Annotated in this window: 20 protein-coding genes; 13 read left to right on the top strand and 7 right to left on the bottom strand. The window is 65.1% G+C overall.

From position 1 onward, the window contains the following. Positions 1-113: 113 nt before the first annotated feature. The 4 genes from JDV75_RS01340 (at position 114) to JDV75_RS12280 (ending at position 4,188) form a co-directional block, all read left to right on the top strand. Positions 114-1,040: an ABC transporter permease gene (locus tag JDV75_RS01340; protein ID WP_198737453.1), complete on the top strand. Its 927-nt coding sequence runs from the start codon at positions 114-116 to the stop codon at positions 1,038-1,040. Then, complete coding sequence (locus tag JDV75_RS01335) at positions 1,033-2,040, top strand: ABC transporter permease (RefSeq protein WP_198737452.1); 1,008 nt, start codon at positions 1,033-1,035, stop codon at positions 2,038-2,040. The genes JDV75_RS01340 and JDV75_RS01335 overlap by 8 nt, the downstream gene beginning before the upstream one ends. Before the next feature lie 47 nt (positions 2,041-2,087). Next, on the top strand, positions 2,088-3,773 hold the full coding sequence (locus tag JDV75_RS01330; RefSeq protein ID WP_198737658.1) for a dipeptide ABC transporter ATP-binding protein: 1,686 nt from the start codon (positions 2,088-2,090) through the stop codon (positions 3,771-3,773). 139 nt (positions 3,774-3,912) lie between these two features. After that, positions 3,913-4,188, top strand: coding sequence for an AAA family ATPase (locus JDV75_RS12280; RefSeq protein ID WP_418884368.1), 276 nt, complete (start codon positions 3,913-3,915; stop codon positions 4,186-4,188). A gap of 648 nt (positions 4,189-4,836) precedes the next feature. On the opposite strand, the gene JDV75_RS01325 is transcribed toward JDV75_RS12280, so the two are convergent. Next, entirely contained in the window at positions 4,837-5,292 is a 456-nt protein-coding gene (locus JDV75_RS01325; protein WP_198737451.1) for a hypothetical protein, read from the bottom strand. A 938-nt stretch (positions 5,293-6,230) separates the two neighbouring features. Here JDV75_RS01325 and JDV75_RS12080 point away from each other — a divergent pair. Then, positions 6,231-6,359 (top strand): hypothetical protein, encoded by a 129-nt coding sequence (locus JDV75_RS12080; protein WP_255520483.1) that lies wholly within the window; start codon positions 6,231-6,233, stop codon positions 6,357-6,359. A 97-nt stretch (positions 6,360-6,456) separates the two neighbouring features. On the opposite strand, the gene JDV75_RS01320 is transcribed toward JDV75_RS12080, so the two are convergent. The 4 genes from JDV75_RS01320 to JDV75_RS01305 form a co-directional block, all read right to left on the bottom strand. Beyond that, on the bottom strand, positions 6,457-7,338 hold the full coding sequence (locus tag JDV75_RS01320; RefSeq protein WP_198737450.1) for a S1 family peptidase: 882 nt from the start codon (positions 7,336-7,338) through the stop codon (positions 6,457-6,459). Between the two features lie 82 nt (positions 7,339-7,420). Then, a complete protein-coding gene (locus tag JDV75_RS01315) occupies positions 7,421-8,290 on the bottom strand; it encodes a formate/nitrite transporter family protein (RefSeq protein WP_198737449.1) in 870 nt (289 codons plus the stop codon). 154 nt (positions 8,291-8,444) lie between these two features. Continuing rightward, positions 8,445-9,011 (bottom strand): ribonuclease FAU-1 family protein, encoded by a 567-nt coding sequence (locus tag JDV75_RS01310; protein ID WP_198737448.1) that lies wholly within the window; start codon positions 9,009-9,011, stop codon positions 8,445-8,447. Positions 9,012-9,017: 6 nt separating this feature from the next. Continuing rightward, on the bottom strand, positions 9,018-9,755 hold the full coding sequence (locus JDV75_RS01305) for an Rv1157c family protein (RefSeq protein WP_232958050.1): 738 nt from the start codon (positions 9,753-9,755) through the stop codon (positions 9,018-9,020). 445 nt (positions 9,756-10,200) lie between these two features. On the opposite strand from JDV75_RS01305, the gene typA reads away from it, so the two are divergent. From typA to JDV75_RS01265, 8 genes are all read left to right on the top strand, one after another. Next, positions 10,201-12,114, top strand: coding sequence for a translational GTPase TypA (typA, locus tag JDV75_RS01300; protein WP_198737446.1), 1,914 nt, complete (start codon positions 10,201-10,203; stop codon positions 12,112-12,114). Positions 12,115-12,260: 146 nt separating this feature from the next. Beyond that, positions 12,261-14,150, top strand: coding sequence for an ABC transporter substrate-binding protein (locus tag JDV75_RS01295; protein ID WP_198737445.1), 1,890 nt, complete (start codon positions 12,261-12,263; stop codon positions 14,148-14,150). Then, positions 14,151-15,077 (top strand): N-acetyl-1-D-myo-inositol-2-amino-2-deoxy-alpha-D-glucopyranoside deacetylase, encoded by a 927-nt coding sequence (mshB, locus tag JDV75_RS01290; RefSeq protein ID WP_198737444.1) that lies wholly within the window; start codon positions 14,151-14,153, stop codon positions 15,075-15,077. It abuts the gene before it with no gap. Further along, positions 15,074-15,481, top strand: coding sequence for a hypothetical protein (locus JDV75_RS01285; RefSeq protein ID WP_198737443.1), 408 nt, complete (start codon positions 15,074-15,076; stop codon positions 15,479-15,481). The genes mshB and JDV75_RS01285 overlap by 4 nt, the downstream gene beginning before the upstream one ends. A gap of 78 nt (positions 15,482-15,559) precedes the next feature. Beyond that, positions 15,560-15,877: a ferredoxin gene (gene fdxA / locus JDV75_RS01280; RefSeq protein WP_198735573.1), complete on the top strand. Its 318-nt coding sequence runs from the start codon at positions 15,560-15,562 to the stop codon at positions 15,875-15,877. 81 nt (positions 15,878-15,958) lie between these two features. Then, positions 15,959-17,074, top strand: a complete 1,116-nt coding sequence (dapC, locus tag JDV75_RS01275) for a succinyldiaminopimelate transaminase (protein ID WP_198737442.1) — start codon at positions 15,959-15,961, stop codon at positions 17,072-17,074. Between the two features lie 83 nt (positions 17,075-17,157). After that, positions 17,158-17,904, top strand: a complete 747-nt coding sequence (locus tag JDV75_RS01270) for a pseudouridine synthase (protein WP_248097146.1) — start codon at positions 17,158-17,160, stop codon at positions 17,902-17,904. Positions 17,905-18,094: 190 nt separating this feature from the next. Beyond that, positions 18,095-18,655 carry a GtrA family protein gene (locus tag JDV75_RS01265; RefSeq protein ID WP_198737441.1) on the top strand — a complete coding sequence of 187 codons (561 nt, stop codon included), beginning with the start codon at positions 18,095-18,097 and terminating at the stop codon, positions 18,653-18,655. On the opposite strand, the gene JDV75_RS01260 is transcribed toward JDV75_RS01265, so the two are convergent. Together JDV75_RS01260 and JDV75_RS01255 are read right to left on the bottom strand one after the other, a co-directional pair. After that, on the bottom strand, positions 18,656-19,144 hold the full coding sequence (locus tag JDV75_RS01260; RefSeq protein WP_198737440.1) for a hypothetical protein: 489 nt from the start codon (positions 19,142-19,144) through the stop codon (positions 18,656-18,658). Then, positions 19,141-19,392 (bottom strand): helix-turn-helix transcriptional regulator, encoded by a 252-nt coding sequence (locus JDV75_RS01255; protein WP_198737439.1) that lies wholly within the window; start codon positions 19,390-19,392, stop codon positions 19,141-19,143. The genes JDV75_RS01260 and JDV75_RS01255 overlap by 4 nt, the downstream gene beginning before the upstream one ends. Between the last annotated feature and the right edge of the window lie 80 nt (positions 19,393-19,472).

Below are 19,472 nucleotides of genomic sequence, written 5' to 3'. Positions count from 1 at the left end.
GTCCACGACAGGCCCCGGATCCCCGCTTCGGTGGCCCGGGGCCTGTCCCCATATTCCGGTCCCTCCATTTCCAGTTTTCGCCCCCTACCTCCCCTCCGACAGAAGGAACCCCCATGCTGCGTTACGTAGGGCGCCGTCTGCTCCAGATGATCCCGGTCTTCTTCGGTGCGACGTTCCTCATCTATGCACTCGTATTCCTCATGCCCGGTGATCCGGTTCAGGCGCTCGGAGGTGACCGTGGACTCACCGAGGCCGCCGCCGAGCGGATCAGGGCCGAATACAACCTCGACAAGCCCTTCATCGTCCAGTACCTGCTCTATCTCAAGGGCATCGCCTCCCTTGACTTCGGCACCACCTTCTCCGGTCAGCCAGTCAGTTCCGTCATGGCCAACGCATTCCCGGTGACCATCAAGCTGGCGTTGATGGCGCTGATCTTCGAGACCGTCATCGGAGTCGGTTTCGGTTTCATCGCGGGCATCCGCCGCGGCGGCATCTTCGACTCGACCGTCCTGGTGATCTCGCTCATCGTCATCGCGGTTCCGAGCTTCGTGATCGGTTTCGTGTTCCAGTACGTGATCGGGGTGAAGTTCAGTCTGCTGCCCTCGACGGTGGGACCCCACGACACGATCAAGAACCTGCTCATGCCGGCCATGGTGCTCGGCGCGGTATCCCTCGCCTACGTCCTCCGGTTGACCCGTCAGTCCGTGTCCGAGAACCTCACCGCGGACTACGTCCGCACCGCACGGGCCAAGGGCCTGAGAAACAACTCCGTCATGGTCCGCCACGTGATGCGTAACTCGATGATCCCGGTGACCACCTTCCTCGGCGCGGATCTCGGTGCCCTGATGGGCGGCGCGATCGTCACCGAGGGCATCTTCGGCATCAACGGTGTCGGCGGCACCATGTTCAACGCCATCCTGAAGGGCGAGCCGACCACGGTGGTCAGTTTCACCACCGTCCTGGTCATCGTCTACATCGTGGCGAACCTTCTCGTGGACCTGTTCTACGCCATTCTCGACCCGAGGATCCGCTATGCATGACAACATCGACAAGCCACTGCCCAGCCCCACCGTCGAGGACGCCGCGGGAACGCTCTTCCCCTCGAACCGTCGCGGCCAGAACCACTTCATCGCGGAGACCGACGAAACCGGGCTCGGTGCCGTCGACGCGGTGGCCGACGAGTCCGCACCGACCAGTGTGTGGGGGGAGTCGTGGCGCTACCTGCGCCGTCGCCCGCTGTTCTGGGTCTCCGCCACACTGATCTTCATCGCGGTGCTCCTGGCCGCCTTCCCGGGACTGTTCACCTCCACGGACCCGACCCTGTGCGAGTTGTCGAACTCGCTGGGGGGACCCCGTGAGGGGCACCCCTTCGGCTTCGACCGCCAGGGCTGCGACATCTTCGCCCGGACGATCTACGGCGCCCGCGCCTCCGTGACCGTCGGTATCCTCACCACTGCACTCGTCGTGTTCATCGGCACCCTGATCGGCTCCGTAGCCGGGTACGTCGGGGGCTGGATCGACGCCGTTCTCTCCCGTCTCACCGACACGTTCTTCGCAGTCCCGCTCGTGCTCGCCGCGATCGTGGTCATGCAGATGTTCAAGGAGCAGCGCACCATCGCCACGGTCGTGATCGTGCTCGGACTGTTCGGCTGGACCTCCATCGCCCGCATCACCCGCGGTGCCGTGATGAGCGTCAAGAACGAGGAGTACGTCACGGCGGCCCGCGCCGTCGGTGCGTCCCCCACGAAGATCCTGACCAGCCATGTGCTGCCCAACGCGGCGGCGCCGATCATCGTCTACGCGACCGTCGCCCTGGGAATGTTCATCGTGGCCGAGGCCACGCTGTCGTTCCTCGGTATCGGCCTGCCGACGACGATCGTCAGCTGGGGCGGGGACATCTCGAAGGCCCAGAGCTCGCTGCGCACGCAGCCGATGGTGCTCTTCTACCCGGCCATGGCTCTGGCACTGACCGTGCTGAGCTTCATCATGATGGGCGACGCCGTACGTGACGCCCTCGACCCGAAGGCGAGGAAGCGATGAGCGATCCAGTGAATCCGACCACCCCGGACGCTGACGGCACCCGCCCCATGGGGCACCGTCACGGCGACGAACCGCTGCTCGAGCTGAAGGACCTCTGCGTCTCGTTCACCTCGTCCACCGGTACAGTCGAGGCGGTCCGGAACGTCAACCTCACGATCTACCCGGGCCAGTCCGTCGCCATCGTCGGCGAGTCCGGCTCCGGTAAATCCACCACGGCGATGGCGGTGATCGGTCTGCTCCCGGGAACCGGCAAGGTCACCGGCGGGGAGATCCTGTACAAGGGAAAGGACATCTCGAAGCTCTCGTCCAGGGAGATGGAGGCCTACCGGGGATCCGAGATCGGACTCGTGCCGCAGGACCCGATGAGTAACCTCAACCCCGTGTGGCGGATCGGCACCCAGATCAAGGAGTCGCTGAAGGCCAACAACATCGCCACCGGCGCCGAGGCCGACAAGCGGGTCGCCGAGCTCCTGGAGGAGGCCGGACTACCGGACGCTGAGCGCCGCGCGAAGCAGTACCCGCACGAGTTCTCGGGCGGCATGCGTCAGCGTGCCCTGATCGGTATGGGTCTCGCCGCCCGGCCGAACCTGCTCATCGCCGATGAGCCGACCTCCGCGCTCGACGTCACGGTGCAGAAGCAGATCCTCGATCATCTCGGGACCCTGGCGAGCGACCTCGGCAACGCCGTGTTGTTCATCACCCACGACCTCGGGCTCGCTGCGGAGCGCGCGGAGCATCTCGTAGTCATGCACCGGGGACGCATCGTCGAGTCGGGCCCCTCGCTCGACATCCTGCGGCACCCGCAGCACCCCTACACGCAGCGCCTGGTCAAGGCGGCCCCGTCACTGGCCAGCGCCCGGATCCGCTCGGCCCAGGAACAGGGCATCGAGACCGCGGAGCTGCTCAGCCACTCGGCGGAGAAGATCCCCGACGAAGAGGTCATCCGGGTCGAGAACCTGACCAAGGTCTTCGACATCCGCGGCGCGAAGGGCTCGAAGAAGAAGTTCAAGGCCGTCGACGACGTCACCTTCGGACTCCGGAAGGGCACGACACTCGCGCTCGTCGGCGAATCCGGTTCGGGCAAGTCGACCGTCGCGAACATGATTCTCAACCTGCTGGACCCGACGTCCGGGAAGGTCTACTACAAGGGCACCGACCTGTCGACGCTGAACCGTCGGGAACTGTTCGAGATGCGCCGCAAGCTGCAGGTCGTTTTCCAGAACCCGTACGGATCCCTGGACCCGATGTACTCCATCTACCGGTGCATCGAGGAGCCACTGAAGGTACACAAGGTCGGCAACCGGAAGGAACGCGAGAACCGCGTCGCGGAGTTGCTCGACATGGTCGCCATGCCCCGGTCCACGATGCGCCGGTACACCAACGAACTCTCCGGTGGCCAACGGCAGCGCATCGCCGTCGCCCGGGCACTCGCGCTGAATCCGGAGGTGATCGTCCTCGACGAGGCCGTCTCCGCACTGGACGTCCTGGTGCAGAACCAGATCCTCCAGCTGATGGCGGACCTCCAGGATGAACTCGATCTGAGCTACCTGTTCATCACCCACGATCTCGCGGTCGTCCGGCAGACCGCCGACGAGATCGTCGTCATGAAGCAGGGACAGATCGTCGAGTCCGGCACCGCCGACGAAATCTTCGCCGGCGCGAAGGAGGCCTACACCCGGGATCTCATCGACTCGGTGCCCGGTCTCGGGATCGAACTCGGGGCGACCATCTAGACGAGTTCGTTCCGCACGAAAGGCCCGGACCCACGATGAGAATCGGGGGTCGGGCCTTTTCCGGTCGGTGAATCGGTTCCGGGTATCGGGAGGATCCGACCGGCTGTATACCGTGAACAACTCGGAGTAGGTGAGCAGGATGATGGCGAGAGCGAGGAATCCGGGCATGTCGCCGCCGGATGCTTCGCTCACGGTATTCGACGAGCAGCCCCCTCCGACTTCGAGGGTCTGCGTTGTCGTTGCCCCAGCCTGCGCCGGCGGAACATCCTCGCTCGAGACGACTCGGAGTGTGTGGGAGAACCCCGGAAAAACCGTTCCCGGGCTGGTTCTGACGGGCAAAGCGGCTGACGTGATGGAAGGGGAGGGGGAGCCGTATCGGCGCAGATGTAGCCGGAGTTCTGGACCGCACGACTGATGCGGAACCGGGGGCTGTAGTGGCAGATGTTGGGCTCGAACGCCGATACTGTCGTGGTCGTGGACGAGGCAGGCGTGGTATTCCCCGGAGATGGTGCGCACCTTGAAGACCGCCCAGGCCACAGGCTCGGTTACCATCGTGATGAACCACGCCCTCCACGACTGGAGGCGTGGTACCTCCGAGGATAAGAAATCCCTGGTGGCCTCGAACCGGAGCTCTGAATCGTGCGGTGCAGAAGGTGGTGGACGAGCGCGTCGAGGTGACCGGGCGTTTGTAGGGGATGCGCCTCGGACCTGCCGTGATGACCGGTCGCTGACTACAGGTGTGGGCTATGTGGTGCGCAACGGGCAGCGTCGGGTAGTCGAGCGGATCACCCCAGACGGAACGAAGCAGCCGTCGATCATACGGGACACATTCCACTGCGACGTTGAGTGCATGATCACGGTGTGAACTGGAATAATTCTCCACCGGGCGCTCCGCCCAGGGGCCGGTCATGGATGCGGCCCGCGTGTCTGATCGGGTCGACAAGGCCGGGAAGTATGCGCCGATGGTGTGCGGGCGGCAGGGTAACCGCCGATAAAAGTCCTTTCGGTATCTATCGACTTTTCTATGGAGTATGTGTTGAGCTCAAATTGTGTCTGTTGGAGATCACTTGGGGGAATCAGACTTTACGGTTGCCTGCGCAATTAGTCCAAATACCGCGGATACAAGGAACGCTCCCATGAAGCTGAAGATAACACCGACTCCCTCTTGGGCACCAACTCCAAAAGAAACCCCGAATGACATTACCGTGGATAGGCCCGATGTCAGTAGGAGAGAGAAAAGGATTGCTTCGCCTTTTCTTGATGCCCTATATTTTGAAAGTGATGCTGAACAGATTGCAAGCGTTATCCCACAAGCTATAACTTGCCAAATAGACACTTCGGCCGGGGGTCGTGTTTGGAATGTGTCGCTGATGGAGTGATAATCATTCCATGAAAGCCATAGTGTGGCAGTGATAATTCCAAGGAGGTAGGACGTGAATGCTGGGCCTATAATGCTCCGTAATTCACTTCTTTTCTCCCGTTTTTTCATCTCCCTGGAAATGATTGCTATTCCGATCACTGTTGGAAGTATCACAAACCATGTTGTGCCTAAAAGAAACTGGATAGGTTGAAACAAACTCAACTCCTAGAGATTATCGAGATGGGCGCCAGTCACGGCCAGCCAGTAGGCGTCGCGGAAGTATCGGCAATTGTAGTGCCTTGGGTCTGCTGCTGTGTGGACGTTGCTGCATACTTATGTCTTGGAAGAGGTGATTATCGCAGTCCCGGTAACCTTAGTGGTTTCGGTTGGCTCTGTCCACGCACATGTCATGTCGTGCGCATGCACCAATGTGCATGGGCCGGTTGACCATGTCATACTATGGTTATAAAAATTACTGAGCTTCTTTGTTCGACAGCAGGACCTACGGTTGCTCTGTGGTCTCTCAGAATCGCACTAGACAATCTACGGCCGATCAACGATGTAACTTGCTGCCAATGGAAAAGGCGGTTCTTATCAAATCAAGACCGTTCCGAGACGAAGAAAGTGTACTCCGGAAATGAAATCACTTAAATTCCTCCTGGTCGTGTTGATGATTTGGCTGGCAACCCAAATCATTGTTTGGAGCTTCGCCGAAATGGTATTAGGCGATAGCGGGCCGGCTCATGTCCTGGGCCTCGAAGAAACAGAGCCCTACCTCAAAATTCTTGTCTACACTCTTTTCCCATTACCCTTGGCTGTTGCGCTTGCACGTCGAGTGATTGGGAAGCGTGACGCCTGATGTAAACTGCTCTGGCCCGGATTGTCATGGGTTGATGATTCTGAGGTGTCACTACAGTATTCGGCAGTATTCGGCCTGTTATCCTACGAGATACGGTGGCGGCTCGAATTAGCCTTCAGGTCCGGCGTTTTTCCACATGCTCTGCTCGTGTTGTCTGTCGGGGTCGGGGTGATGGGGTGAAGCTCTCATCATCCGTGAACCCGCTGCCCCGCGGCAGACGGCAGGCGACATCGTCGTGATGAAGCAGGGGCGGGTCGTCGAGGCGGATACCGCCGACGAAATCTTCGCCGGCGCGAAGGAAGCGTACACGCGGGATCTCATCGATTCAGTGCCCGGTCTCGGGATCGAACTCGGGGAGACCATCTAGACGAGTTCGTTCCGCACTAAAGGCCCGTCCCCACGATGAGAATAGGGGGCCGGGCCTTTGTCTGGCCGGGGTGCTACCGGACGGTCGAGGTGTCGTTCTAGGAGGAACCGACCGGGGGCAGCCCCTGCAGGAGGTGCTGCCCGGTCAGGAAGGACAGTTCGGGCGGAAGCTGCAGCATGCTGCTCCCGAGCGGCAGGGGAGCGGGACGGACCGGCGCGATGGTCGGGTACGCGGTGGCGTCGACGAGCGGGGCAGGGGCCCCGGAGACCGCGGGTCGGGGTACGCCGGAATGCCGGCTGATCCAGTCGAGATTCTCCGCGACCGGGACATACCAGGCGACCGTGCCGTCGACCGTGTGCTCGGCCCCGGCGTTCGACATGGCGATCACACCGGTGACCGCGCCGTCCATGAACACGGGGCCACCCGAGTCGCCCCTCTGGATGCGCCCGCCGTCAACCCAGGTCTCGACCATCGTCGCGGAGCGGTCGGGGCTGGGAACGTTGGTAACCCGCCGCTGGACCGTGACTGAGGATTCCTGGACCGGGGGTGCGATGCTGCTGTGGATGCCGCCCCAACCGACGGCCTGTCCGATGTCACCGGGCTGCATGTGGTGCCCGGAGAGCGGCGCGACCGGAGCCGCCGACGGCCGATCCAGTTTGACGAGGGTGAGGTCGACCGTCGGGTGGATAATGACCTCGCGGGCGAAGTGGTGTTCGGCGCGGTAGGTCGGGCCGACGGAGATCTCCGAGGTGTCGCCCTGCCCGACGCAGTGTTTCGCGGTGAGGACCCACTCCGGGGCGATCAGTGTGCCGGTGCAGCTCATGTCCCCGAGTGCGAGCCGGACGGCCGATGCTGCGCGTGCGGGGTGTGCGTTGTGTGCTCCGATGATCGCGCCGGCGGGTGCGGCCACTGCCAGTGGAGACAGCAGCGTGACGCCTGCAGCGGTCGATGCGAGTGCGCGGCGGATGCGGTGGGCCATGGTCTGTGGATTCCTATGCGGTAGGGGCGTGAACGGGTGTTGCTGGAGTGGCCGGTGTTTTCCGGGCCCTTTCCGTGACACTCTACCGTTGTGCGGGCTCCGGGGTGTGTCCCCGGGCGGCGGCGGAGGACCCGTTCTTCTGCTCCCGGACGACACTGCCCGCCTGGACGAAGCGCAGGGCCGAGACGAGGCCCAGTCCGCCGATCAGGTTGGCCAGGGCGACCCACCAGACGAAGGAGAGCCAGTCGGTGAACACCAGTCCCGAGTCCCCGGTGAACAGTCCACCGAAGATGAACAGGGTGTCGAGGATCGAGTGGACGATGCCCGTGGCCGACAGCAGGAATCCGCCGATGGTGCTGGCGATGATCATCGGTACGACCTCGTCGGTGAATTGGTGCATCCGGGTGACCAGGGTCAGGAACATTCCGCCGAGTGCGGCGAGGATGACGTGCTGCGGGTCGATGGGCATGAGGGCGTAGTGCCGGGCCTCCTCGATGAGGTGCGGATGCATGTCGGGGTAGGCGACGACGAGGAGCGCCATGATGACCGCCGCACCGATGATGTTCCCGGCGAAGGTGATCGCCCAGAACCTGATCAGACGGTGGAGAGGCATCTTTCCGGCTACGACGGAGGAGACGGGGACGAGGAACCCCTCGGTGAACAGCTCGGAGTGTGCGAGGAGGATGATGACGAGACCGATCGCGAACGCGAGGGACCCGAGCATCTCGCTGCCGGTGGAGGCGGTGACGATGTACTCGGAGAGCAGCCCGACACCGACCTCCAGCGAGCCCATGATGCCGGTGACGAGCAGCGCCGCCGGCGGACGGGCCAGGCGCTCCGTACCCTCGTTGATCTGCTTGATCATCGCCTCCGACAGTCCGTCGGTGTCGGTGACGTCGTCTTCCCGGCAGTCGATGGGGGCGTTCTGTGTCGGATCGTGTTCGTCGGACATTGCGGACTCCTTGGCCGTGTCAGCGCATGCCGACGTCCCACTGTCCCGATCGGGTTCTGGGGCGCGTGCGCGGGGGTGCCGGTCCGGGGGTCCGGCCGACAGGGCGGGAGGTCAGTTTAGTCAGCCGGTACCGGGACGGGAAATCCGCGGGGGATCAGGCGGGTTCCACCTGCGGAGGTCTATTCCGCGGGGTGAGTGTGATCGTCGCGGGATCGGCCCAGTCGAGCTCGATCCCCTTCTTCCGGAGCCAGGCCATGAGGTCGTCGTCGTTGCGGGTGATCCCCTCGACCGCGAGAAGTGTGGTGTCGATGGCGCTTTCGGCGTCCTCCGCGGAGATCAGGCCGGCCGAGGTGGCGGCGGCGAGCTCGTCGATGTCCATGACGTCGACGGGTTCTCCGGTGACGGAGACCAGGTCGACGTAGAGGTCGCGCGTGCGCCACACCCCGTCCGCCCCGGCGGTGATCTCGGCGACATCGACGTAGAAGTCCTGGTGGACGTCGACGCCTTCGCGGAAGTGGAAGATGTTGACCCGCAGGCCCAGTTCCGGGAGGAGCCAGGTCTCCAGGTAACCGAACCTCGGATGATCGGCACCCCGGGCCATGTAGAGGCCGAAGTCCGTCGCGCGGTAGGTGTCGACCTCGCGGATGAATCCCTTGGGATCGGTGTTCGTTCCACCGTCGATGTCGAAGCTCTCGTGCTTCACGGGGTGCAGGTCGGTCATGTCTGGTTACCTCACGTCGAAGATTCCGGTGGTCGGGAGGAACCGGCAGGTGGAGTCGCCGTCATCTCCGGTGGTGGTCACTCCACCGTCGAGGAGCGCGACGATCGTCCCGGAGCCGGTGTCGGCGGTTCCGGCGACCGTGGCGGGACCGTCCGGGTTGATGCCGGTGTAGGTGAGGGGGGTCACCCCGGTGCGCAGGTTGCTGATGTTGATCCAGCGGACCTGCATTGAATCCCGCTGATTCTCCGCGACGCGCTCGGTGCCGAGCGCGGTGAACACGAAGGTCGCGTGCCCTGCGGGGACACCCGGGAGCGGCAGGTCGGCGGGGCCGGGCACCGCGATCGCCGTTCCGGTGGCCCTGCTCTCGCCTCCGATGCAGTTCTCGGCGACCGTGGGCCACCCGAACTGGGCGAATACGGGGGCATCCTCGGGGATAGGTGCCCCCGGTTCGCCGCCGCCCTCGAAGAAACTGACGGCCGCGAGGAGCATGCCGCGGATCTTCTCGGGTAGGAAGTCCTGTGCCGCGAGGTCGCGGAGTTGCTGGAGAATGTGTGGGGCGGGGCGGCCGAGATGGTCGAGCGGGGGCGGGGGGAGCTGGGGGAGGCCGGGGATGCTGGAGCCGAAGGGGGTTGAACCTACAGGGGCTGCGGTCGCTGGTGCGGTACCGAGAGTCGCCGTGGAGACGAGAAGCGCCGTGGTGGCGGCGGCGATTCGGCGGGTGATGCGACGGGAAGTGTCGGGCACGGGGACGGGCTCCATCTGTCTGTGGGGTCGTGAGAAAGGGGACGGGATGAATCTGACGGGTGAATATTACGGTGCCGGAGACAGGGATCAACCCACGAACACATCATTCACAAGAGCAACATCCGCAACTTTAGCCCCTTTTATTTAGTTTTGCACCGGTGATACCGGTGGGGTTGAGATGGATGTGCGGTGTCCCGTGCCGCTGGGGGCGCGGGGAAGATGCGGCAACCACCGTCGCTGTCACCCCCTGTGTCGCGGAAAGATAACGATTCGTTACACAATCGTGGTGGGCGTCGTTCGGCACGGTGTGCCGAACACACGCCGAAAAGCCGAAAAGCCGAAAAGTGTGGTTCCGGCACCGATGCGGGTACGCTGAACCACCGATTAACACAGCGGAGGGCGCTTCAGTCCCTCCGTTCGCATTCCGCCAGGAGAGAAAACACCAGTGAGCACCACAGAGTTCCGTAACGTCGCGATCGTCGCGCACGTCGATCACGGAAAGACCACCCTCGTCGACGCCATGCTGCGTCAGTCCGGCGCCTTCGAGGAACGCGCCGAACCCGTCGACCGCGTGATGGACTCCGGGGACCTGGAAAAGGAAAAGGGCATCACCATCCTGGCCAAGAACACGGCCATCCGCCGGAAGGGTGCGGGCAAGGACGGTGCTGATCTCGTCATCAACGTCATCGACACCCCCGGCCACGCCGACTTCGGCGGCGAGGTCGAGCGCGCGCTGTCCATGGTCGACGGTGTCGTCCTGCTCGTCGACGCCTCCGAGGGGCCGCTGCCCCAGACCCGCTTCGTGCTGGGTAAGGCCCTCGCCGCGAAGATGCCGGTCATCATCGTCGTGAACAAGACCGACCGCCCCGACGCCCGTATCGACGAGGTCGTCGACGAGAGTCAGGACCTGCTCCTCGAGCTCGCCTCCACGATCGAGGACCCGGAGGCCGCCGAAGCCGCCGAGAGCCTGCTCGACCTCCCGGTGCTCTACGCCTCCGGCCGCGAGGGCAAGGCCTCGACCGAGAACCCCGGCAACGGCAACGCCCCCGACACCGAGAATCTGCAGGACCTCTTCGACGTCCTCTACAACGTTCTCCCGGAGCCGAGCGCCGACCTCGACGGTCCCCTCCAGGCCCACGTCACCAACCTCGACTCCAGCTCGTTCCTCGGTCGAATCGGTCTCGTACGCGTCCACGCCGGCAGTCTGAAGAAGGGCCAGCAGGTCGCCTGGATCCACTACGACTCCGAGGGCAACCAGCACACCAAGACCGCGAAAATCGCCGAACTGCTCCGCACCGTCGGCGTCAACCGTGTCCCCACCGACGAGGTCATCGCCGGCGACATCGCGGCCATCTCGGGTATCGAGGAGATCATGATCGGCGACACCCTCGCCGATCCCGAGAACCCGGTCGCCCTGCCGCGGATCACCGTGGACGAGCCCGCCATCGCGATGACCATCGGCGTCAACACCTCCCCGATGGCCGGTCGTGGCGGCGGAGACAAGCTCACCGCCCGCGTGGTCAAGGCGCGCCTCGACCAGGAGCTCATCGGCAACGTCTCCATCAAGGTTCTCCCGACCGAGCGTCCCGACGCCTGGGAGGTCCAGGGTCGTGGCGAGATGGCGCTGTCCATCCTCGTCGAGACGATGCGCCGCGAGGGCTTCGAGCTCACCGTCGGCAAGCCTCAGGTGGTCACCCGCACCATCGACGGCAAGCTGCACGAACCCTACGAGCACATCGTCATCGATGTTCCCGCCGAGTTCCAGGGCGCGATCACCCAGCTGCTCGCCGCCCGCAAGGGACAGATGCTGTCCATGGACAACACCGGCACCGACTGGGTCCGCATGGAGTTCTCCGTCCCGGCCCGCGGCCTGATCGGCTTCCGGACCACGTTCATGACCGAGACCCGCGGCACCGGTATCGCGAACCACTACTCCGAGGGCTACAAGCCCTGGGCCGGCGAGATCAAGGGCCGTGCCTCCGGCTCCCTGGTCGCCGACCGTACCGGTCAGATCACCGCCTACGCCCTCCAGCAGCTGGCGGACCGGGGTTCCTTCTTCGTGGAGCCCGGTACCCAGGCGTACGAGGGCATGGTCGTCGGCGCGAACAACCGCGACGAGGACATGGACATCAACATCACCCGCGAGAAGAAGCTGACCAACATGCGTTCGGCCAACGCCGACGCCACGGTCACGCTCGCCAAGGCCCGCAACCTGACTCTCGATGAGGCGATGGAGTTCTGTGGCCAGGACGAGTGCGTCGAGGTCACCCCGGAGGTCATCCGGGTACGTAAGGCGATCCTCAACGCCACCGAGCGCGGTCGCGCCCGCTCCCGCGACAAGCAGCGTAACAAGGGCTGATTCCCGCATCCCCCAAACGATCGACCCCCGCTGCCCCGGCCCCACCACAGGTACCGGGGCAGCGGTGTGTGTCCGTGAGAGCGGCCCCTCCGGGAACCCGCACGGACTAGGATGGATGTGTGTCTGTTCTCTCGAGTTGGATCCCGGTGACGGGGTTTTCCCGCGCCCGTACCGGTGGCTCCGGTGACTCCGGTGATTCCGTGCCGCGACGTCCCCGGTCGTTCCGACGGGTGACCGTCGCCTTCACGTCGACGTTCGTCATGGCGGTGGCAGGCTGCTCAGCCGGCGAACCCACGCCCCTTCCGGTCACTCCGGCAGCAGGGAGTCCGTCGGTGATACCTGATCCCTTACCGGATCACACCGGTACAGACCCGGACCGGCTCGCGGTCGCGCAGGAGATCACCATCGGGATCGATCCGCTCGACGGCGGTTTCAACCCGCATCTCATCGCCCAGGATTCGGCCTTCGTCCAGGCCCTCGCCGATCTGGTTCTCCCGGGGGTGTACGTCAACGGCGAACTCAACACCGACCTGGTGAAGTCGGTCGACTTCATCGAGCCACCGACGCCGGGCGTCGCCCAGACCGTGCGCTACGAGCTGCACCCGGCGGCGCAGTGGTCCGACGGCACCCCGATAACGGGCGCAGACTTCAGCTATCTCCGGGACTCCATGGTCTCGACGCCGGGCGTCATCGGGGCCGCCGGGTACGAGCAGGTCAGCGCCATCAGGACATCGGGCGGTGGCCGGACGGTAGAGGTGGACTTCCGGCGCCGGGTCGCCGATGTCAGCGGACTGTTCAATCATCTCCTGCCCAGTCATCTCCTGCGCGACACCACCGACGGATTCACCAGGGGATTGAACGAAACCATCCCGGCTGCGGGTGGGCGGTACACGGTGGATCAGGTGGACCGGCAGCGGGGGATCGTGACCATAGTCCGCAACGACCGTTTCTGGGGGGCGGATCCGGCCAGAACCGAGACGCTGGTGTTCCGCGAGATCCGTTCCGTCCAGCAGGGGGTGCAGATGCTCCGCTCCGGGCAGGTCGGCTACTTCGACCTCACCCCGGCGGAGACGACATTCGACGCCTTCAGTCTCCTGCCGGACACCCGGGTATCGGTGCGGGAGCGGGAGGCCGCCCTCGAGCTGACCATGTCGGTCACCTCCCCGATACTCTCGACCGCGGCCCTCCGCCGGGAGCTGGCCGCGCTCATTGACAGGGAGGTGGTCGCCCGCCTCGCAACCGGACGTTCCACGGACCTCGACATTCCGGGCGGTGTCCTCGGGGAGGAGGACCGGACAGCCTTCGCGTCCGCCCTGACACGTGAGACGTCGGAGCGGGACGGAGACGCGGTCGTTTCCGGAGAATCGGGCGAGACGCCCTCGGCAGGCTCCACGGGACCGACCGGTCCCACCCTCGAGTCAGCGATCCGGAACCGTCCCCTGCGCATCGCCGCGGATCCATCCGACCGGACCGCGACGGCCGCGGCGAACACAGTCGCAGATCTCCTCACCCGGAAGGACGTCGACGTCGAGGTGGTGCTCGCCCCATTCACCGAGATCGCAGGAGAATTACTGCCTTCCGGTGAAGTCGACGCCGTCGTCGGTCGACGTAGGAGCACGCTCGATCCTGTCGCGGTGGCGGACAGGTTCCTGTGCCCCGTCGCGGTCGATCCGTCGGACGTGACCGCCTCCTCCGCGAGCCGTGCCAGTGATGTCTCCTCGATGTCCTCGCGTGCCCGCAAACGGCCGGTGATCCGGTCCGGGAACCTCTCGGGAATCTGTTCCAGGACACTGGATGGAACGTTGATGTCGGTACTGGCCGGGGACGAGAACCTTGACGCGGTGCTCCCGGAACTGCGCCGTGTCGAGGAGCGGGAGATGCTCACCGTTCCGTTGCTCGCGGAGACCCGCATCATTGTTCTGGGACCCGGTATCGTGGTGCCCGACACGGACATAGGAGAATGGTCTGAGCATCCGGGGAAAACGACCAGCCTGCTGTCTACCGCCGCCGGATGGACCGCTGTAGAGGAGCAGTAGATGACTGAACACGACCTCACCGGTCTCACGGTGTGTGCGGTGCACGCACACCCGGACGACGAGGCGATCTGGACGGGTGGATTGCTCGCCCACCTCTCCCGCCGTGGTGCTGACGTCACCGTCGTCACCTGCACCCTCGGTGAACAGGGTGAGGTCATCGGGGATCCGTACCAGCAACTGGTCGCGGATGCCGCAGACCAGCTCGGTGGGTTCCGGATCGCGGAACTCACCGAGTCGCTCGCTCACCTGGGAGCGTCGGGTGTCCATCTCGGGGGCGCCGGTTGCTGGCGCGATTCCGGTATGGCCGGGGACCCGGCGAACCAGCATCCGCGGGCGTTCATCAACTCCGGTGAGCGGTCGGTCGAACAGCTCGTCGCCGTTCTCTGGGAGCTCCGTCCGCAGTTGATCGTCACCTACGGACCGGACGGGGGATACGGACACCCGGACCACATCCGGGCGCACGAGATCACCCACGCGGCGGTCGAACAACTCGTGGCACGGGAGTCGGTGGGCCGGATCCCGCAGCGCATACTCTGGGCGGTGACCGATCGCGCTGACCAGCGGGCGGGGCTGGACGCCATCGCCCGGGTCCCCGCGGGGTGGCGTCGGGCGGAGCCGGGGGAGCTCGCCTCCGTCGACACCCACGACCTGAGGATCGATCTCGATGCCGGATGCCTGGCGGCGAAGAAGGCGGCGATGGCGGCGCACGCGACGCAGATCTGGTTCGCCGATGGTTCCGTCAGCCGTGTCAATCCGTCGGCCGCGTTCTCCACCGTCGACGATCCCGCTGCGGCGCCCCACGTGTTCGCGCTGAGCAACCTCATAGCGCAGCCGCTGCTGCGCTCCGAGCACTACCGTGTCGGGTGGAGCGAAACCCCCGTGGGGGCGACCCCGGTTGATCCGGCGGAGGGGCTGGAGTTTCCGTGACCGTTGACGCCCCGCCCGGACGCTACACCTACCGCGAGCACACGACGGGGGAGAGGGCCGTCGGACTGGCCTGGCTCTCGTTCGGTGCGCTACTGTCCGTTCTCCTCGAGGTGGTGTACGTCGGTGCCCGGATCACGCTGCCGACGGGGCAGACCGTCGCTTTTCCATTCACCATCCTCATCGCCTTCGGATTCACCCTCGTGCTCTCCCGGACGGCCCTGTTGTGGACGGAGAACCGCTTCGTCGCGGGGATCCCACTGGGCGTCTGGCTGGCCGGATACCTCGCTCTGCTCATCTGGCCGGAGGTCACCGGGGACGTCATCGTCGCCCAGACGCTGCGTGGGGCGTTGCTTCTCGTTGCGGGTACGGCCGGTGGCGGTTGGCCGTTGATACGGGGGAAGTGACACAATGGGGTCCGGCGACGGACCAGCCCCTGTCGTCCGACCACCCGAACCGTTTCCACCTGGAGCAACCGAACCACGATGACCTACGTAATTGCGCAGCCCTGCGTCGACGTCATGGACAAGGCATGTGTCGAAGAATGCCCTGTCGACTGCATCTACGAGGGAAAACGCTCGCTGTACATCCACCCGGACGAGTGCGTCGACTGTGGTGCCTGCGAGCCCGTGTGCCCGACCGAGGCGATCTTCTACGAGGATGACGTCCCGGACGAGTGGATCGACTACACCGACGCCAACGCCGCGTTCTTCGACGATCTCGGTTCGCCCGGCGGAGCCGCACGCCTCGGCCAGCAGGACTTCGATCCGCCGCTGGTCGACAAGCTGCCCCCGCAGGCCTGACACCGGACCAAAGACAGCCCGGCGGGATCCACGGTGACCCGCCGGGCTGTCGTGCGCCCGCCGACGGGTATAAAAGGTGGCATGGCATCTCTCACCCGCACCCCTCCCGGAAACGCCCTTCCTGATTTTCCGTGGGACACCATCGCCGACGTGAAGAACAGGGCGGCGCAGCATCCCGACGGTATCGTCAATCTCTCCGTGGGCACCCCGGTGGATGACGTCGCGGAACCGATCCGTGACGCGCTCACCGCCGCCGCCGCCGAACCGGGCTATCCGCAGACGACCGGTACTCCGGAGCTGAACCGGGCGCTGGTCGAGTCCCTGTCCCGTCGCTACAACATGACGGGACTGACGTCGGAGTGCGTCCTGCCGGTCATCGGCACCAAGGAGGCCATCGCGCTGCTGCCGATGCTGCTGGGGGTCGGAGCGGGGCACACGGTCATCATCCCCGAGGTCGCCTACCCCACCTACGAGGTCTCGGCGCTCATGTCCGGTGCCCGTCCACAGCGGGCGGACTCCCTGACGCAGATCGGTCCCGCCACGCCGACGATGATGTTCATCAACTCGCCGTCGAATCCCACCGGCAAGGTACTCGGTATCGAGCACCTGCGGAAGGTCGTCGGATGGGCGCAGGATCGCGGCGTGATCCTGTGCAGCGACGAGTGCTACATCGGCCTCGGCTGGGATGAGGAGAACCCGCCGCTGTCCATCCTGGACGAGCGCGTCTGCGGCGGAGACCACGCGGGTCTCATCGCGATCCACTCCCTGTCCAAGTCCTCGAACATGGCCAGCTACCGCGCCGGGGTACTTGCCGGCGACGGGGAGCTGATCGGTCAGCTGCTCGAGGTGCGCAAGCACTGCGGTCTCATGATGCCGGGGCCGATCCAGGCGGCCATGGTCGCGGCACTCGATGACGACGCGCAGGAAGCGGAACAGAAGGAACGCTACCGGGCGCGCCGGGACAAACTGCTCGCCGCCCTGACGGGTGCAGGCTTCACCGTGGACTACTCGGAGGCCGGGCTCTACCTCTGGGCCACCCGCGACGAGGACTGTCGGACCACCCTCGACTGGTTCGCCGAACGCGGGATCCTCGTCGCCCCCGGTGACTTCTACGGCCCCAAGGGGGCCCGCCACGTCCGCATGGCGTTGACGGGCACGGACGAGCGTATCGACGCCGCGGTGGCGCGACTGGCGTGAGCCGTCGTCCGCTTCCGGTCGTCGCCGGCATCTCGCCGCGCCGGGTCGTTCTCCGCGGGATGGTGCCGGCCGACCGTACCTATGTGGCCGGTGACGCGGGTGATTCCCCCTTCCGGTTCGGCGAGACGATTCCCGCGGGCAGGGTCCTCGAACGCCCGATGCCCGCCTGGTTCGCCCCCGAGATCCCGCCCGAACCGGCGATTCCCTTCACCCATGAGGTGCTCGAGTGCACCGGTCGGTACGTGGTGGTGGACAAGCCGCACTTCCTGCCCGCCACGACGAACGGGCGAATCGTCCGGGAGACCGTCCAGACACGGCTGCGGGTGGAACTGGACAACCCGGACATCGTTCCCCTGCACCGTCTGGACCGGCTGACGGCGGGCGTGCTGCTCTGTTCGACGGATCCGGCGAGCCGGGCCGCCTACCAGACGCTGTTCCAGCGCTGTCGGGTGACCAAGACCTATCTGGCCCGGGTGGTGGGGGAGCCTCCGGTGGGTGGGGACTGGACCACCATCGATCTTCCGATGCGGAAGCTCCCCGGGCAGCGGGCTGTACGGGTCACAGGCGGTGGTACCCCGACCCGCACCCGGGTCCGCCGGATCGGTGACCGGAGTGTCGAGCTGCAGCCCGTCACCGGACACACGCATCAGCTCCGGGTGCTGCTCGCCCACCTCGGGTGCCCGATCGTCGGCGATGACACCTACCCCGTGGACAGAGGCCTGGATCTCCGTGACTTCTCCCAACCGCTGGGGCTGGTCGCCACCTGCCTGCAGCTGACTGATCCGGTCGACGGGCGCCCCCGTGGGTGGCGGAGTGCACGGCGTCCGTGAACCGCACCGGTGGTGATGATCGCCACTCCGGCGTGGGTACCCGCACTCTGAATGCGGAAGAGGCGGGTCCGCCGAAGTAGAATGTCCTATCTGGTGGGCGCCCGTAGTTTGAGGCGCCCCGGGCCGTGCCGATGGACGGACAGCGTGCCCCTCCCGTTGCACTGGATCGATAAGGACACCCGAGCGCACCATGACCTCAACCACCGGCCGCTACGCCAACAGTCTCCGGCAGTTCATCAAGTTCGGACTCGTCGGTGGTTCGGGTGTCATCGTCAACCTCATCGCCGTTGCCGCGAGCAAGAAGATCGCGTGGTGGTGGCACGGGATCACGGAACATGACCCCTTCCTGAATCTGCTCGGCTCCGACTACAACATCCGCTGGTACCACGTGTTCCTGACGATCGCCTTCCTCGTCGCCAACGTGTGGAACTTCCAACTCAACAGGTCCTGGACGTTCCGTTCGTCCACGCATCTGAGCTGGTTCCGGGAGTTCGTGCCGTTCCTGCTCACGGGCCTGGCCGCGCTCGTGGTGAGCCTGGTGGTGGTGACTGCGCTGATGAATCCGGAGTCCCCCTTCGCCCTGCCGGCGCACATCTTCGACGACTCATCCGGGATCCGGACCCGCTTCTACTGGGCGACACTGGTCTCGATCATGGTGGCGATGCCGGTGAACTTCGTCATCAACAAGTTCTGGACGTTCCGCTCGAGTCGGGTCGTCATCGCCCGTGACCCCGTGGTCCCGGAACCCTGATCAGTCGGATCCCAGTCGCGCATCGATTCGCCGGATGTCCCGCAGACGTGCGCGGCGGATCAACCTGGGGCCCGCAACGAACATCGCGACGAGTCCGCCGCAAGCGCCGACGATCAATCCGTGGTGCCAGTCCGCGCCCCACTCCGGACCGTTCCGCCAGATTCCGGCCAACCAGAAGGCGGTGAGGGCACCCGTCAGTGCGATCACCCATGCCGGTGGACGTGGCGGTGCGGGGCGGGGTACCCGACCGGTCAACCATGCGTTGGCGATCAGCTCGGAGCCGGCGAACGGGAGTACGGCGAGAAAGGACAGCAGCGCATATCCGGGTGGGAGGGCCCAGGCGAGAACACCTGTCGTGAGCACGGACAGCTGACCGCCGAGTATCCGTCCCAGTGTCTGCGACCTGTGGAACGTCCGGATCTGGAACTCGTCCTCGAACTGGTTCTCCGACCAGCGGATCACCTCGTCCAGGTGTCGGGTGGCGGTCATCGTCGGTTCCTTTCGTGGGTGATGGTGGGGGCGGACGTGGCTTGCCCGGTACCGAAGACCTGCTCGACGGTGGCCCCCAGTTCGCGGCAGATCGCCAGCGCCAGATGGACGGACGGGGAGTAGTTTCCCTTCTCGATGTTCGCGATCGTCTGCCTGGTGACGCCGACCCGCTCCGCGAGCTCCGCCTGGGACAGCTCCGCCCATCGGCGGAGTTTGCGTACCAGATTTTCCGTCGTGTCCGGTTCCATGGCCACAATGTAAAGAATACTTACTTTTTAGTCAAGATAACTGTTCTCAGGGCGGGGAATACACGGCGCGCAAGGGTGAA

It is taken from the genome of Corynebacterium meridianum (assembly GCF_016342265.1).
Lineage (GTDB): Bacteria > Actinomycetota > Actinomycetes > Mycobacteriales > Mycobacteriaceae > Corynebacterium > Corynebacterium meridianum.
This window is presented reverse-complemented; position numbering and strand designations above follow the sequence as displayed.